This is a genomic window from Nocardiopsis moroccensis (assembly GCF_055763695.1).
This window is the reverse complement of sequence record NZ_CP199747.1, coordinates 2,812,622-2,825,619: the sequence shown is the minus strand read 5'-3', so window position 1 is coordinate 2,825,619 and position 12,998 is coordinate 2,812,622. Positions and strand designations below refer to the sequence as shown.

The window sequence follows — 12,998 nt, the reverse complement described above, 5'->3', positions numbered from 1 at the left end:
AGGAACCAGCGGACGCCGTGAGGCGCACCGCGCCTACAGCCGCGAGGCTGTGGGAATCCCCGGGGGGTTCACCCCGAGGAGGACGTCAATCCAGTCCGGGGACGGCCAGCGCGAGAGTGCCCTCCCCGGTGTCCAGCACGGCCGGTACCCCCAGCGGGAGGGTGAGCTGCGCGGCGCAGTGGCCGAAGTCCAGGCCCGCCAGCACCGGCACCCCGAGGGGGGCGAGGCGGTCCCGCATCAGGTCGGACACGGCCTCCGGGCCAGGGGGGCAGTCGGTCCACGTGCCGAGGGCGATACCGGTCACGCCGTCCATCCACCCGGTGCGCAGCAGGTGGGTCAGCATCCGGTCGATGCGGGCCGCGTCCTCGTTGACGTCCTCCAGGACCAGGATGCCGCCCGCCGCTGAGAGCCGGCTGTGCGGTGTGGCGAGCCCGTCGTTGAGCAGGCTCAGGTTCCCGCCGAAGGTCACCCCCTCGGCCCGGCCCGGCACCAGGGCATGCGCCCCCGGGGAGGTGAGCACGGTGCGCCGTTCGGGTGTGAAGAGGGTGGTGTGCAGTTCGTACTGGGCCGCCGCGTCGCCCACGAAGTAGCGGGTCCCCACCACCGGCCCGTGCACGGTCGCCATGCCCAGCTCGACCGCGAACGCCTCGTGCAGCGCGGTGATGTCGCTGAACCCGACCAGGGCCTTGGGGGCGGCCCGGCGCATCGCGTCGAAGTCCAGCAGGTCCAGCATCCGGTGCGCCCCGTCGCCGCCGCGCGCGCAGAACACCGCGCGTACGTCCGGGGCGCACCAGGCCTCCTGGAGGTCCGCGGCCCGGTCCCGGTCGGCCCCGGCGAGGTAGGGCAGGAGCGGGTGGCGGTCACGCACGTGCGGGGCCAGCTCGACCTCCAGACCCCAGCCCCGCAGAACCTCCGCCGCCGCGTCCAGCTGGGGCGCCGGAACCGGGCTGCACGGGGCCACCAGACGCACCCTGTCGCCCTCCCGCAGCCTCGGCGGGCGGGTCAGCGCCCGCACCGTCCGCGGGCTCGGGTCCCCTCCGCCGCCCGGCCGGCGACCCCCGGCCGGTTCCTGCGCACCGCCTGGGCCGTCAAGCGCCTCGGCCACCGACTCACCCACGTTGGTCCCCCATACCTGTCGTCCTGTCCTTCACCTGTCCCGCAGTGCCGCACCGTGTGCGCGGCGCCGCAGCGGGACCCCGGCTGCGCAGGCCTCAGCCGCGCAGGAAGCTGTCCAGCACCCGTACCCCGAACCGCAGCCCTTCCAGCGGCACCCGTTCGTCCACCCCGTGCAGCAGACTCGGGTAGTCGATGCCCGCGGGCATCCGCATGGGGGAGAAGCCGTAGCACTCGATCCCCAGCCGGGAGAACACCTTGGCGTCCGTACCGCCGCCCAGGCACACCGGGACCACCAGGCCCCCGGGGTCGTGGGCGAGGATCGCCGAGCGCAGCGCGTCGAAGGCGGCCGAGTCCACCGGTGCGGCCACCGGCGGCGAACCGTGCGCGTACTCCCATTCCACGTGGTCGCCGGTCAGCGCGTCCATGGTCTCGGTGAACTGGTCCTGGCCGCCGGGCAGGACACGGCCGTCCACCCCGGCCGTCGCCTCGCCCGGCACCACGTTCACCTTGTAGCCGGCGGAGAGCATCGTGGGTGCGGCGCTGTTGCGCACCGTGGGGCCGACCAGCGGGGCGGCAGTTCCGAACCGGGCCACCAGGGCGTCCACGGCCTCGTTGGTGTCGGTGTCGCCAGGGGTGCGTTCGATCCCCAGGGAGCTGGCGATGGAGTCGATGGCGGCGCGGGTGACCGGGGTCAGGTGCAGCGGCCAGCGGTGCCCGTCGATCCGGGCCACGGCGGCGGCCAGAGCACCGACCGCGTTGTCGCGGGGAGGCCGGGAGCCGTGCCCGGCGGTGCCCTGCGAGCGCAGGGTCAGCCAGGCGCTGCCGCGCTCGGCCGACCCGATCGGGTACAGGCGGACGGGGGAGCCGGAGGAGTCCCGGGCGTGCACGGTGTGGCCACCGCCCTCGCCGATGGCCACGGTGCAGCCCTCGAACAGGTCGGGGTGGCTGCGCACGAGGTAGTCGGCCCCGTAGGCGGCGCTGTCCTCCTCGTCGGCGACGAACGCCAGCACGATGTCGCGCCGGGGGCGCAGACCCAGTTCGGACCAGTACCGGACCACGGCGGTGACCATGCCGATGGTGTTCTTCATGTCGACGGCGCCGCGCCCCCACAGTGAGGGCACCCCGGTGGCCGGGCAGTCGGCGACCTCCCCACCGAAGGGCGGGAAGGTCCAGTCGTGGGGGTCGGCGGGCACCACGTCCAGGTGGCCGTGGACCAGGAGGGCGTCGGCGTCCGGGTCCGTGCCCGGGATACGCACGACCACGTTGGCCCGCCGGTCGGCGGACTCCAGGATCACCGGGGACAGGCCCGTGGAGCCGAGCGCCTCGGCGATGAACTCGGCGGCGGCGCGCTCGTCCCCCTCGCCTTTGCCGTGGTTGGTGGAGTCCCGCCGGATCAGCTCGCGGGTGAGGTGGACGGCGTCCTCGCCGGCCTCGACCAGGGCGTCCTCACGGACGCTGTCGGGCAGGGAGGTGTTGGTGTGGCCCACGGGCTCGGCCTCGCTCTCAGCAGGGGTTATGCAGCACGTTCGGGGTTTTCGGTCACTTCGGGCACACGGGCGTCCCGTGCGGTTCGGTGCTGGTACCCGCCACCGTTCTACCGGTTCGCGCGGGGCAGCGCCCGCACGTTCGGCCGGAACCGCCAAAAACACCCCGGTCGTGGGGTCAGCCGTGGGTGGGCCCCGGGACGGGCGCTCGGTGCCGGTGGAGCGGGGGCGGGGGTCAGCGGTCAGCCGTAGTCCTTCTCCATCGCGTTGGAGATCAGGGTGCAGACCGCCTTGAACGCGCGGATCATCTCGTAGGCGTCCGGTGAGATGTACCGTACCCGCCGCGCTCCGGTGCGTGTGACGCCGGGGACGACGGCAGCGGCCTGGGCGAGCTGGGCGGAGTCGACCTCGATCTCCATGGTCTTGGGGGCGGGTTCGGCCGGGGTCAGGCGTCCGGCGAGCGCCATGGCCCGCTCCGCCTCCGCGCGAATGTCGGCGGCGGTGCGGGCGGGTGGGCGGCAGCGGGCGGCGTACCGGCTGACGTGGTCCTTGACCGCCACGGTGCGGGCGGCGGGCGCGTAGGATCCAGCGTCCTCGCAGGTCCGGTCGTCGCCGGTCACCAGGATGACGGGGGTGCCGTACTCGGCGACCACGGCGGCGTTGAGGTAGCCCTCGCCGGCCGGCTGACCGTCGAGCCACACCCCGGTGATGGCGTTGGGCAGGTAGGTGTGCGCGAGCACGCCGTCCTCCCCGGCCCCGCAGTGGTATCCGAGGAAGACGACGCCGTCGACGTCGCCGGTCTGGACACCCTCGACCATGGAGAGTTCCTTGTGGCGTCCGGTGATCATGGTGGCCCGCTCGTCCAGCTCCTCCAGGAGGAGGTTGCGCATGGTGGAGTGGGCCTCGTTGACCAGGACTTCGGTGGCGCCGCCCCGGAGGAGCCCGTCGATCGCGGCGTTGACGTCGCTGGTGAACATGGAGCGGCAGCGCTGCCACTGTTCGGTCCCGGGTTCGCAGTCGGCGGGCCAGGTGACACCGGTGGCGCCCTCCATGTCCGCGGAGATGAGGATCTTCATCCGGCAGAGCCTAGGCCCGGGAGGGGCGGTTATCCACGGTCCGAAGGCCCTGGGGTGGCATCGGAGGGCGAATCGCGATCCCATGGATCCCGGGGGCGCCCGGTCCCAGCCCGCCTCGTCCTGCCCGGAGACCCCCGGGCCTCACCCCGGCCTGCCCTGCCCTCGATCCTGTCCCGACGCCGGGGCAGGAGCAGGGTTCGCGCCGGCCCCGCTAGCAGTCCGGTGTGCGCGACAGGTAGAGCCTGCGCAGCAGCAGGCGCAGTGTCTCCCGCTCGGTGGCGTCCAACGGAGCGAGGTAGTCGTCCTCGGCGCGCAGGAGCAGGGCGGCGGCCTCCCCGAAGGTCCGCTCGCCGTCGGGCGTGCGCGTGACCGCCTGTCGGCGCCGGTCGGCGGGGTCGCGGCGGCGTTCGGCCAGACCGCGTTCCTCCAATCGGTCGACCACCGCCACCATCGTCGTGCGGTCCAGCCCGCTGATCCCGCACAGGGCGCTCTGCGAGAGGGGGTCCTCGGACAGGAAGCCCAGCACCCGGACCTCCCGGGCCCGTAGTCCGGTCGGTTGCAGGGCTCGCTCGATCACCCGGGTCGTGTCGTTGCCCAGGCGGTGGAGCAGGTACCCGGTGAAGTCGGCGATCTCGATCCGTGCGCTGCTGGTCATGGGGAGAGTGTAGGGGCTGCTTGGAAGGGTGCTGATATTCCTCTAATCTGATTGTCAGCAGTGCTGACAAACAGTCTTCGGAAGGACCCCCCCGTGAACCTGCTCCTTCTGGCGCGTACGGCCGCCGCGGCGATCGGCCTCGTGACCTTCGTGTACCTGTTCCACCACGACTCCTGGCACGCCGAGAACCTCTTCCTGGTCCCCGACCTGGTCCTCTGCGCGGCTCTGGCCGCGACCGCACTGCTACCGGCGAGGTGGGCCCGAGCAGGCCTGCTCTTCGCCTTCGGCCTGGGCACGGGGGTCCTGATGACCTCGGCCTCCTCCTACGCGGTGCGGGCAGAGCTGGGCGCGGCGAGCCTGTTGGGCGCCGTCACCTGCGCGGCCTTCGCCCTGTTCCTGGCCGTGCGCGGCACGGAGGGGGCTCGCCGGGCACACGCCGAACCGTGACCCGCCCAAGGTGGCTACGCCAGCTGGGCAGGCTCGCAGGGACGGCCCGGGGTCCGGCGCAGCCACGGTTCCCACCCGTTCCCGCGCCCGACCCCGGGGGCTGAGTTCACACCGGGCGCGGCGGGCGGGTGCTCTCCGACCGGAGGGGCCGTTGAGGCGCTCACCCGGATTCCCCCTGTGGACGACCGCCGTGGCGGCCTCCGTCGCCGTAATCTGGAGGTCGGAGTGAGGAGGACACACATGCCAGCACGTTCCCGGCGAGCCCAGGGCAGCCCAGAGCAGAGCCCGAACGAGCGGATCAACAGGAATCCCAGAGCGATCCGGTCCGCGCTTCTTCCGGAGGAGGCGGGTGACTTCGACCGGGAGTATCGGCGGGTGATGAACGAGGCACGGGAGAGTTTGGACATCGCTCCGGTGAACGAGTGCCTGGATCGCTGGTGGCATGTAGCCATGTCCTCCCGTGACCCTGAAGCCCATCGTCGGATGCTGGACACTGCGGCCAAGGTGGAGAGAGGTGAGCCCGTCTCCACGGTGCCATGGTCAGAACTCAAGGCTCGGTTGGGTTTGTAGTTGTACGCTGTCGCCGGGAACCGGACGCACCGGGGGACGGCTCAGCGTCCGTGCGGCTGCGGTGATCCGGACGGGGTGCGGGTCAGGTGCGGGCGCCGGTCGGTGCGGGTGGCGAGGGCCACCACCGCCTCCTCACGGACCTGCAGATCGGGGTCGGCGGCCAGTCGGGTGAGGAGGGCGTCCACGCCCGGGGTCGACCAGGCCGCGACGGCCTCGGCCAGGGAGGCCCGCACCAGAGGATGCGGATGGTCGGCCAGCGGGGCCAACTCCTCCACGGGGCCGCGGCGGCGCCGACTGAACCAACCCAGCGCCTCGCGCAGCGCCGCGGCGTCCCCGCGGGTCCGTGCTTCGGAGATCCGCCCCACCAGCACCCGGGGCGGGGGTACCGGGCCGTCCAGGGGGTGCGGACGGCGCTGGCGCAACCGCCTGGCGCCGTACCCGCCGCGCACCGCACAGTCCGCGCAGGCGCAGGGGGCGGGGCCGTGGGAGTCGGGGAAGTAGCGCCATCCGGTCACCTGCCGGACCTCCCGGATACGGTGCACCTCGCTCCGGGTCACCGGGCGGGGCACGACCACCTCCCAGCCGCGCGGGTCCTCCAGCGCGGCGATCACGCGCACCGCCTCCGCGGCGGTCACCTGCCGCGGTCCCCGCCGGTCGTCGTGGTGGCCGACCGTGACCGTTTCACCGTCGGGCAGCCGCACGTACACCCCGACCAGGCCACGCGGCCCGTGGTGGCGGGACAGCTCCCGCAGCCACTGATGGGTCACCGTGTACGACGGCAGGACCGGGAAGCAGAACACTCCGCGCGCATCCCCGAACCCGGTGGTCGTGCGCAGGCCGGACCGCCGGACGCGGGTGATGTTGGCGCGGGGGGTCAGGTGGACGAACATCGCCATGGCAGGGTCCCCGTGTGTCGGTCGGACGTGGTCACCGGCGCGGCGGCCGGGCTCGTACAGGGTTCTCGACACCGGCTCGGCGGCCGGAGCCCGGCGGCGCCTTCGGGGAACGAAGGCGCCGCGGCCGGGCCCTCGGGCGGCTGGGGGACGGGCACGCCCGGTTACGGCAGGGTGAGGATCTCAGCTCCGGAGTCGGTGATGACCAGGGTGTGCTCGAACTGCGCGGTCCACCGACGGTCGGCCGTGACGGCGGTCCAACCGTCGTCCCACATGTCGTAGTCCACGCCGCCCAGGGTGATCATGGGTTCGATCGTGAAGGTCATGCCCGGCTCCATCACGGTGGTGGCGCGCGGGTCGTCGTAGTGCGGGACGACCAGCCCGGAGTGGAACTCGGGCCCCACCCCGTGGCCGGTGAAGTCACGGACGACGCCGTAGCCGAACCGCTTGGCGTACGACTCGATCACGCGGCCGATCACGTTGATCTGGCGGCCGGGCCGGCACGCCTTGATCGCGCGCATCGTCGCCTCGTGGGTGCGCTCCACGAGCAGGCGGTGCTCCTCGGAGACCTCGCCGGACAGGAACGTGGCGTTGGTGTCGCCGTGCACGCCGTCCCTGTACGCGGTGATGTCGATGTTGACGATGTCACCGTCCTGGACCACCGTGTCGTCCGGGATGCCGTGGCAGATGACCTCGTTGAGGGAGGAGCACAGGGACTTCGGGTAGCCCTTGTATCCGAGGGTGCTCGGGTAGGCGCCGTGGTCCAGCAGGAACTCGTGGCCGATCCGGTCCAGCTCGTCCGTGGTCACACCGGGCTGGACGTTCTTGCCGACCTCTTCGAGGGCCTGGGCCGCGATCCGGCCCGCGACCCGGATCCGCTCGATGGTCTCCGGAGTCTGGACGTCTCCCAGAACACCCTCCACCGGGTGCTTCTTGCCCACGTATTCCGGTCGGACGATGTGCGGGGGAACCGAACGTTGTGGCGAGATGCGCCCAGGAACCAGCGGAGTAGTCATGGACACTGATTGTAGTTCGTGGGTGCACCCTCCCGGCCGGGCCGCGGCACGTCCGGGGCGGGTGTGAGGAGCGCCCCAGGTTCGGGTAGGTGCCCCACGTATCCGAAACGAGAGAGGTGGTTCGGTAGTGGGCGACGCACAGGACGACGGCTGGTGGTACTGCCTCAAACACAGCAGGGTCGAACACGGCGCGGGCTGCCCCAACAGCCAGCGGCTCGGCCCCTACCCCGACGAGGCCACGGCGGCGCGCGCCCTGGGCATCGCGGCCGAGCGCAACGAGGCCTGGGAGGAGCAGGAGGAGAACGGGGGAGACCGCTGATGGCGCGGACGCCGGGCCGGTCGGCCGTCCAGCCCCGCCCGGGAGCGGCCCTGACCAGGGGCGGGAGGGGTTGGTCCGGCGAAGACCGGCCCTGTGCGTTCCGCACCGAACCCCGTTCTGACAGGATCGGCGCATGAGTGAACAGAACGCGACACAGGGCGCGGACATCACCGGGCTGACCATCGCCGTCCTGGGCGGGACGGGTGACCAGGGGCGTGGTCTGGCCCGCAGGTTCGCCCTGGCCGGGCACACCGTCTACATCGGTTCCCGAAGCGCCGAGCGCGCCGCCAAGGCAGCGGGTGAGCTGGTCGAGGCCGAGTCGACCGCCATCCGGGTGCACGGGTTGGACAACGTGGAAGCGGCCGTCCAGGGGGACGTGGTCATCGTCGCCGTGCCATGGGACGGCCACCGCGAGCTGCTGGTGTCCCTGGCCGACAGGCTCGCCGGCAAGATCGTGGTGGACTGCGTCAACCCGCTCGGCTTCGACAAGAAGGGGCCCTTCGCCCTGGACGTCGCCGAGGGCAGCGCCGCCCAGCAGGCCGCAGAGGTCCTGCCGGGCAGCCGGGTCACCGCGGCCTTCCACCACGTGTCCGCCGTGCTCCTGCTCGACCCCGAGGTCGAGGAGATCGACCTGGACGTCCTGGTGCTGGGCGAGGACCGGGAGGCCACCGACGTCGTGCGCGCCCTGGCGGAGCGGATCCCCGGCGTCCGGGGCGTGTTCGGCGGGCGGCTGCGCAACGCCCACCAGGTGGAGGCGCTCACCGCCAACCTCATCGCGGTCAACCGCCGCTACAAGACCCACGCGGGGATCCGCATCACGGGTCTGTGAGCCCCGGGCCGTGCCGCGCCGGTCGGGGAACCGGGGGCGCGGCACGACCGGGAGTTCCGTGGGCAGGAGGCCGGGTCAGCCGCAGAAGGCGGCGCGCTCCCCGTCCGTCATCTGCCTCGTGGACTGGGTGACGGTGCTGCCCTGGTCGTCCGCGGGTCCTTCGGCGGTGAAGGGCGCGTACCAGATGTAGTGGCCCCACTGGCGGCTGCCGAAGTGCAGCTCGTAGGTGCCGTGCACGCGCTGCATCCTGGGCCCGTAGTACACGGTGGCCACCTCGCCCGGCTGGGCGGTGATCTGGGTCCGCTGGGTCTGCGTGTGCTCCGAGCTCCACTCGTGGCCGTAGGAGACGGTGAAGCTCTGCTTGAAGATCGCACCGAACGTGGCCGTCATCGACAGGTTCACGCTGTTGGACTCGCCCGTGGTCTTGGACCAGGACACCTGGGAGAGCTGCTCGTGGTCGGTGCAGTTGTAGACCGGTGCGCCGACCTGTTCGGCGGTGTTCTGGAAGTACTCCGGGGCGCCCGAGGGGTGGAACTCGCACAGGTCGGTGCTCTCACCGCACCTCTCCAGCAGTTCCCGGACGGTCGGGGTGCCCTCGTGGTCGGCCGCGGCCGGTGCGGGGGACAGTACCAGGGCCGCCGCCACCGCGCTCGCCGCGGCGCCGGCCGCGAGGGTCCTCATCGTTGTGCCCCTCCCGGGGCGGGGGGTCACGGGCACGCCGCCTCCTCCGCGTCGGTCATCGGCCGCACGTTCTGCGTGACGATCTCGTCCGGTGATCCGGGCACGGGTCCTTCGGCGGTGAAGGGCGCGTACCAGATGTAGTGGCCCCACTGGCGGCTGCCGAAGTGCAGCTCGTAGGTGCCGTGCACGCGTTGCATCCGCGGTCGGCGCTCGACCCAGCCCACCTCACCGGGGCCGGTGTTGACGAAGGTGGTCTGCGCCTCGGTGTGCGAGGTCGTCCAGGTGTGCTGGAAGGACTGTTCGTAGGACACCGAGAAGACCTCTCCGAATCCGGCCTCGGTGGTCAGGGCCAGGCCGACGCTGTTGCTCTGGGACGTGGTGTCGGACCACTGCACGGCCATGTTCTGGCGGCCCGAGGTGCAGTTGAACACCTCCGATCCCACGACGCGGCCATGGGCGGAGAACAGCTCGGGCTCTCCGCCGGGGTGGAACTCGCACAGGTCCGTGGACACGTCGCACCGCTCCAGCAGCTCGCGCACCGTGGGCGTGTCCTCGTGGTCGGCGTAGGCCGGGGTCGGTGCCGTGGTGACCGCGGTCGCCACGGCGACCGCGGCGGCGGCGAGCACGGCGTACGTGCGTCTCATGTCGGTTCTCCCATCGAGCGGGGGTGGGGGGAGTCGGACGTCAGCCCAGGGTGGTGGAGACGGTGCGGTCGTTCATGTAGCCGCCGATGTCGGGGGTGTTCTCGCGGTAGGGGCCGTCGCGGTCGCCGGTGCCGTCCGGTCCCGAGTGCAGCCACAGCGAGCACCGCGCCCAGGGCTGGGCCGAGGAGATGATGTTCTGCCACTCCGGGGGGAAGGTGAACCAGAACTCGATGTCGTCGCCGCCCTGGCAGGTGTTGTCCCCGTGGAGGGTGAACGTGGCGCCGCCGTAGTTCCCGTGTTCGAAGTAGGTGCCGATGATCACGTTGGAGCTGCTCTCGGCGGCGAGGGCGCTGATCCGGGGCCCGGACAGGGTGTGTTCCTGTTCGGCGAGGGCGCGTTCCTGTTCGGCCAGGGTGTGTCCGACGCGGTTCTCCGCTGCGTCGATCGCCTGGGCGTAGGTGTCGAAGCACTCCTGGCTGCTGCCGTCGATGTCGCCGACGCAGTGTTGTGCGGGGGCGGCGGCCGCAGGCAGCGGGGAGGCGAGGACCGAGCCGAGGGCGGCCGCCATCAGGAGGGCGCTCGCGCCGAATCTGCGGGGTACGGGGGGCATGCGTTCTCCGGTTTCGTCCGGGGGCGGGACGTTACTTAACGCATGTTAACAGAGCAATAAGTGGGATTTCGGTTACCGAGGGTATCGAATGCGGGGTGCGCTGCGCCTTCGTGTGGAAAAGAAGTCCCCCGTTTCTTGGGGAACCGCGTGCCCCACGGGAGCGCGGGGCACGCGACCTGGTGTTACGGGTGGCTCAGGAGGCCCACTCCTTGACCTTCTCGATGAGCTTGGCGGGGTTGTCGCCCACGGGCGTCACGTTGAGCTGGGTGACTCCGGCGGCCCGGAAGGCCTCCACGCGCTCGCGTACGTAGGACTCGGGGCCGACCAGGTTGGTCAGCTCCACGAACTCGTCCGGGACCGCCGCGGCGGCCTCGTCCTTCTTGCCGTCCAGGTACAGGTCCTGGATCTTCTCGGCGGCCTCCTCGTAGCCGTACCGCTGGGCGACCGTGTTGTAGAAGTTCTTGCCCTTGGCGCCCATGCCGCCCACGTACAGGGCGATCATCGGGCGGGTGAACTCCATCAGCTTCCTGGTCTCCTCGCCCTCGCCGATGGCGAGCAGGCCGCCGGCGGAGATCTCCAGCGCGCCCAGGCCCGGGTCGCGTTTGGCCTTGCCCCTGGCGAGGGACTCGCCCCACACGGTCTCGGCCTTCTCCGGGATGAACAGGTGCGGCAGCCACCCGTCGGCGGTCTCGGCGGTCATCTCGACGTTCTTCTCGCCCAGGGAGGCGACGAAGATCGGGATCGCGGGCCGGACCGGGTGGTTGATGATCTTGAGCGGCTTGCCCAGGCCGGTGCCCTTCTCCGGCGGCAGCGGCAGCTGGAACACCTTGCCGTCGTGGGTCAGGCGCTCCTCGCGGGCCCAGATCTTGCGGCAGATCTCGATGGTCTCGCGGGTGCGGCCGAGCGGCTTGGTGTACGGGATGCCGTGGAAGCCCTCGATGACCTGCGGGCCGCTGGCGCCCAAGCCGAGGATGGCGCGCCCGTCGGACAGGTAGTCCAGCCCGGCGGCGGTCATCGCGATCAGGGTGGGGGTCCGGCTGTACATCGGGAGGATGGCCGAACCGATGGCCACCCGCTCGGTGCGGGCGGCGAGGTAGCCCATCAGGGTGGGGCTGTCGTAACCGTAGGCCTCGGCGACCCACACGGTGTCCAACCCGGCCTTCTCCAGTTCGACGACCTGGTCGACGGCGGCCTTGGGCTCGCCCGAGTACTGGAGCGGCATCGAGATGCGCATGTGCTGTCCTCCCGGTGGGCCGGGCTTCCCGGCCCGCGTAGGTGCTCGGTGTGCCGTCACTGTACTACCGAGTCCAGTTCGGTTTGTTGTCTGGCTCACCGGTTCCGTAACCCTCTCCGAGACCGCCCCCCAGACGCGACGAACCGCCGGTCGCGGCACGAGGGCCACGTCCGACGGTTCGCCCGCCGTCCGGCGGATCAGCTGGAGTAGGTGTGCTCCTCGGCCGGGAAGCTGCCCCTGACGACCTCGTCCGCGTAGGAGGTCGCGGCGTCGCGCAGGGTTCCGGCCAGGTCGGCGTAGGTCTTGACGAACTTGGCCACCCGCGGGCTCAGCCCGGCCATGTCCTGCCACACCAGCACCTGGGCGTCGGTGGACGGGCCCGCGCCGATACCGATGGTCGGGACGGACAGCTGCTCGGTGACCTCGGCGGCCAGGTCGGCCGGGACCGCTTCGAGCACCACCGAGAACGCGCCCGCACGCTCCAGTTCCTTGGCGTCCTTGAGCAGGCCGGCGGCGGCCTCGCCACGGCCCTGCACCCGGTAACCGCCCAGGGTGTTCACCGACTGCGGGGTCAGGCCGACGTGACCCATGACCGGGATCCCCGCCGAGACCAGCATCTCCACCTGGGGAGCCACCGTGTGGCCGCCCTCCAGCTTCACGGCCTGGGCGTTGCCCTCCTTCATGAACCGGGAGGCCGCCTCCAGCGCCTGCTGGGGGGAGCCCTGGTAGGAGCCGAAGGGCAGGTCGGCCACGACCAGCGCCCGCGTGGTGGAGCGGGAGACGGCCGCGGTCAGCGGAACCAGCTCGTCCATCGTCACCGGGACGGTGGAGTCGTAGCCGTAGACGACGTTGGCGGCGGAGTCGCCGACGAGGAGGACGGGGATGCCCGCCTCGTCGAAGATCCGCGAGGTGAGGGCGTCGTAGGCGGTCAGCATCGGCCAGCGCTCGCCGCGCTGCTTGGCCAGGGCCAGGTCGCGGATGGTGACCCGCCGGTTGGTGACCCCGCCGTACAGGGCGTTCCCGGCGGAGGGGGTCTTCGGGGTGGTGTTCATGATGTTTCTTCCTCCGTTGTCTCGAAGCACCCGCTGGGGGTGTCCCCGGACCTGTGGACGAAAACAGTTGTCGTACGTGCTCTCGCACGCGGGTTCCCCGGAGGGAACGGTGTCGCCGTGCGGGTTGTTCCCCGCGTCCGGTTCCGGGCCGCCCGGCGGAACCGGTGCGGGAGGAACAGGTGTGCGGGGGCCGCACGCAAGCATCATCGCACGCTGCCGTCCCGGCGTCTGCCCCCGGGGACGGACTCGTTCGCACCGGCACGGGCACCGCACACGCCACCTGCGGGAGGGGCGGGACGGGTGTGCGCGACAGGTGCTGTGCGGCCCTACCGTGGCGGAGCGGAACCGTACGTCAACGCCGCCGCGCCCCCG

Annotated in this window: 15 protein-coding genes; 4 read left to right on the top strand and 11 right to left on the bottom strand. The window is 71.7% G+C overall.

The features are described from left to right. Window positions 1-85 precede the first annotated feature (85 nt). The 4 genes from ACUKCB_RS12535 to ACUKCB_RS12520 form a co-directional block, all read right to left on the bottom strand. On the bottom strand, window positions 86-970 hold the full coding sequence (locus ACUKCB_RS12535; RefSeq protein WP_473040987.1) for a S66 peptidase family protein: 885 nt from the start codon (window positions 968-970) through the stop codon (window positions 86-88). A 241-nt stretch (window positions 971-1,211) separates the two neighbouring features. Continuing rightward, on the bottom strand, window positions 1,212-2,603 hold the full coding sequence (locus ACUKCB_RS12530) for a M20/M25/M40 family metallo-hydrolase (protein ID WP_473040673.1): 1,392 nt from the start codon (window positions 2,601-2,603) through the stop codon (window positions 1,212-1,214). A 239-nt stretch (window positions 2,604-2,842) separates the two neighbouring features. Beyond that, complete coding sequence (locus ACUKCB_RS12525; protein WP_473040672.1) at window positions 2,843-3,676, bottom strand: M55 family metallopeptidase; 834 nt, start codon at window positions 3,674-3,676, stop codon at window positions 2,843-2,845. 211 nt (window positions 3,677-3,887) lie between these two features. After that, window positions 3,888-4,331: a MarR family winged helix-turn-helix transcriptional regulator gene (locus ACUKCB_RS12520; protein WP_473040671.1), complete on the bottom strand. Its 444-nt coding sequence runs from the start codon at window positions 4,329-4,331 to the stop codon at window positions 3,888-3,890. Between the two features lie 93 nt (window positions 4,332-4,424). On the opposite strand from ACUKCB_RS12520, the gene ACUKCB_RS12515 reads away from it, so the two are divergent. Both ACUKCB_RS12515 and ACUKCB_RS12510 read left to right on the top strand, forming a co-directional pair. Continuing rightward, complete coding sequence (locus ACUKCB_RS12515; RefSeq protein ID WP_473040670.1) at window positions 4,425-4,778, top strand: hypothetical protein; 354 nt, start codon at window positions 4,425-4,427, stop codon at window positions 4,776-4,778. A gap of 240 nt (window positions 4,779-5,018) precedes the next feature. Further along, complete coding sequence (locus tag ACUKCB_RS12510) at window positions 5,019-5,348, top strand: DUF6247 family protein (RefSeq protein ID WP_452545888.1); 330 nt, start codon at window positions 5,019-5,021, stop codon at window positions 5,346-5,348. Window positions 5,349-5,389: 41 nt separating this feature from the next. Here ACUKCB_RS12510 and ACUKCB_RS12505 read toward each other — a convergent pair whose 3' ends face one another. Then, the gene (locus ACUKCB_RS12505) at window positions 5,390-6,244 is read right to left on the bottom strand and encodes a HEAT repeat domain-containing protein (RefSeq protein WP_473040669.1); all 855 of its coding nucleotides are present in this window, start codon (window positions 6,242-6,244) and stop codon (window positions 5,390-5,392) included. Between the two features lie 161 nt (window positions 6,245-6,405). Beyond that, on the bottom strand, window positions 6,406-7,257 hold the full coding sequence (gene map / locus ACUKCB_RS12500) for a type I methionyl aminopeptidase (RefSeq protein WP_473040668.1): 852 nt from the start codon (window positions 7,255-7,257) through the stop codon (window positions 6,406-6,408). A gap of 127 nt (window positions 7,258-7,384) precedes the next feature. Here map and ACUKCB_RS12495 point away from each other — a divergent pair, with 127 nt between their 5' ends. Continuing rightward, window positions 7,385-7,576 (top strand): hypothetical protein, encoded by a 192-nt coding sequence (locus tag ACUKCB_RS12495; protein WP_473040667.1) that lies wholly within the window; start codon window positions 7,385-7,387, stop codon window positions 7,574-7,576. 133 nt (window positions 7,577-7,709) lie between these two features. Beyond that, on the top strand, window positions 7,710-8,405 hold the full coding sequence (npdG, locus tag ACUKCB_RS12490; RefSeq protein ID WP_473040665.1) for an NADPH-dependent F420 reductase: 696 nt from the start codon (window positions 7,710-7,712) through the stop codon (window positions 8,403-8,405). A 75-nt stretch (window positions 8,406-8,480) separates the two neighbouring features. Here the strand turns inward: npdG and ACUKCB_RS12485 are convergent, their stop codons facing one another. From ACUKCB_RS12485 to panB, 5 genes are all read right to left on the bottom strand, one after another. Next, window positions 8,481-9,086 (bottom strand): hypothetical protein, encoded by a 606-nt coding sequence (locus ACUKCB_RS12485; protein WP_473040664.1) that lies wholly within the window; start codon window positions 9,084-9,086, stop codon window positions 8,481-8,483. Between the two features lie 26 nt (window positions 9,087-9,112). Next, window positions 9,113-9,730 carry a hypothetical protein gene (locus ACUKCB_RS12480; protein ID WP_473040663.1) on the bottom strand — a complete coding sequence of 206 codons (618 nt, stop codon included), beginning with the start codon at window positions 9,728-9,730 and terminating at the stop codon, window positions 9,113-9,115. Window positions 9,731-9,770: 40 nt separating this feature from the next. Beyond that, window positions 9,771-10,340, bottom strand: coding sequence for a hypothetical protein (locus ACUKCB_RS12475; protein WP_473040662.1), 570 nt, complete (start codon window positions 10,338-10,340; stop codon window positions 9,771-9,773). A 193-nt stretch (window positions 10,341-10,533) separates the two neighbouring features. Then, window positions 10,534-11,574: an LLM class F420-dependent oxidoreductase gene (locus ACUKCB_RS12470; protein WP_473040661.1), complete on the bottom strand. Its 1,041-nt coding sequence runs from the start codon at window positions 11,572-11,574 to the stop codon at window positions 10,534-10,536. 197 nt (window positions 11,575-11,771) lie between these two features. Further along, window positions 11,772-12,626 (bottom strand): 3-methyl-2-oxobutanoate hydroxymethyltransferase, encoded by an 855-nt coding sequence (panB, locus tag ACUKCB_RS12465; protein WP_473040660.1) that lies wholly within the window; start codon window positions 12,624-12,626, stop codon window positions 11,772-11,774. Between the last annotated feature and the right edge of the window lie 372 nt (window positions 12,627-12,998).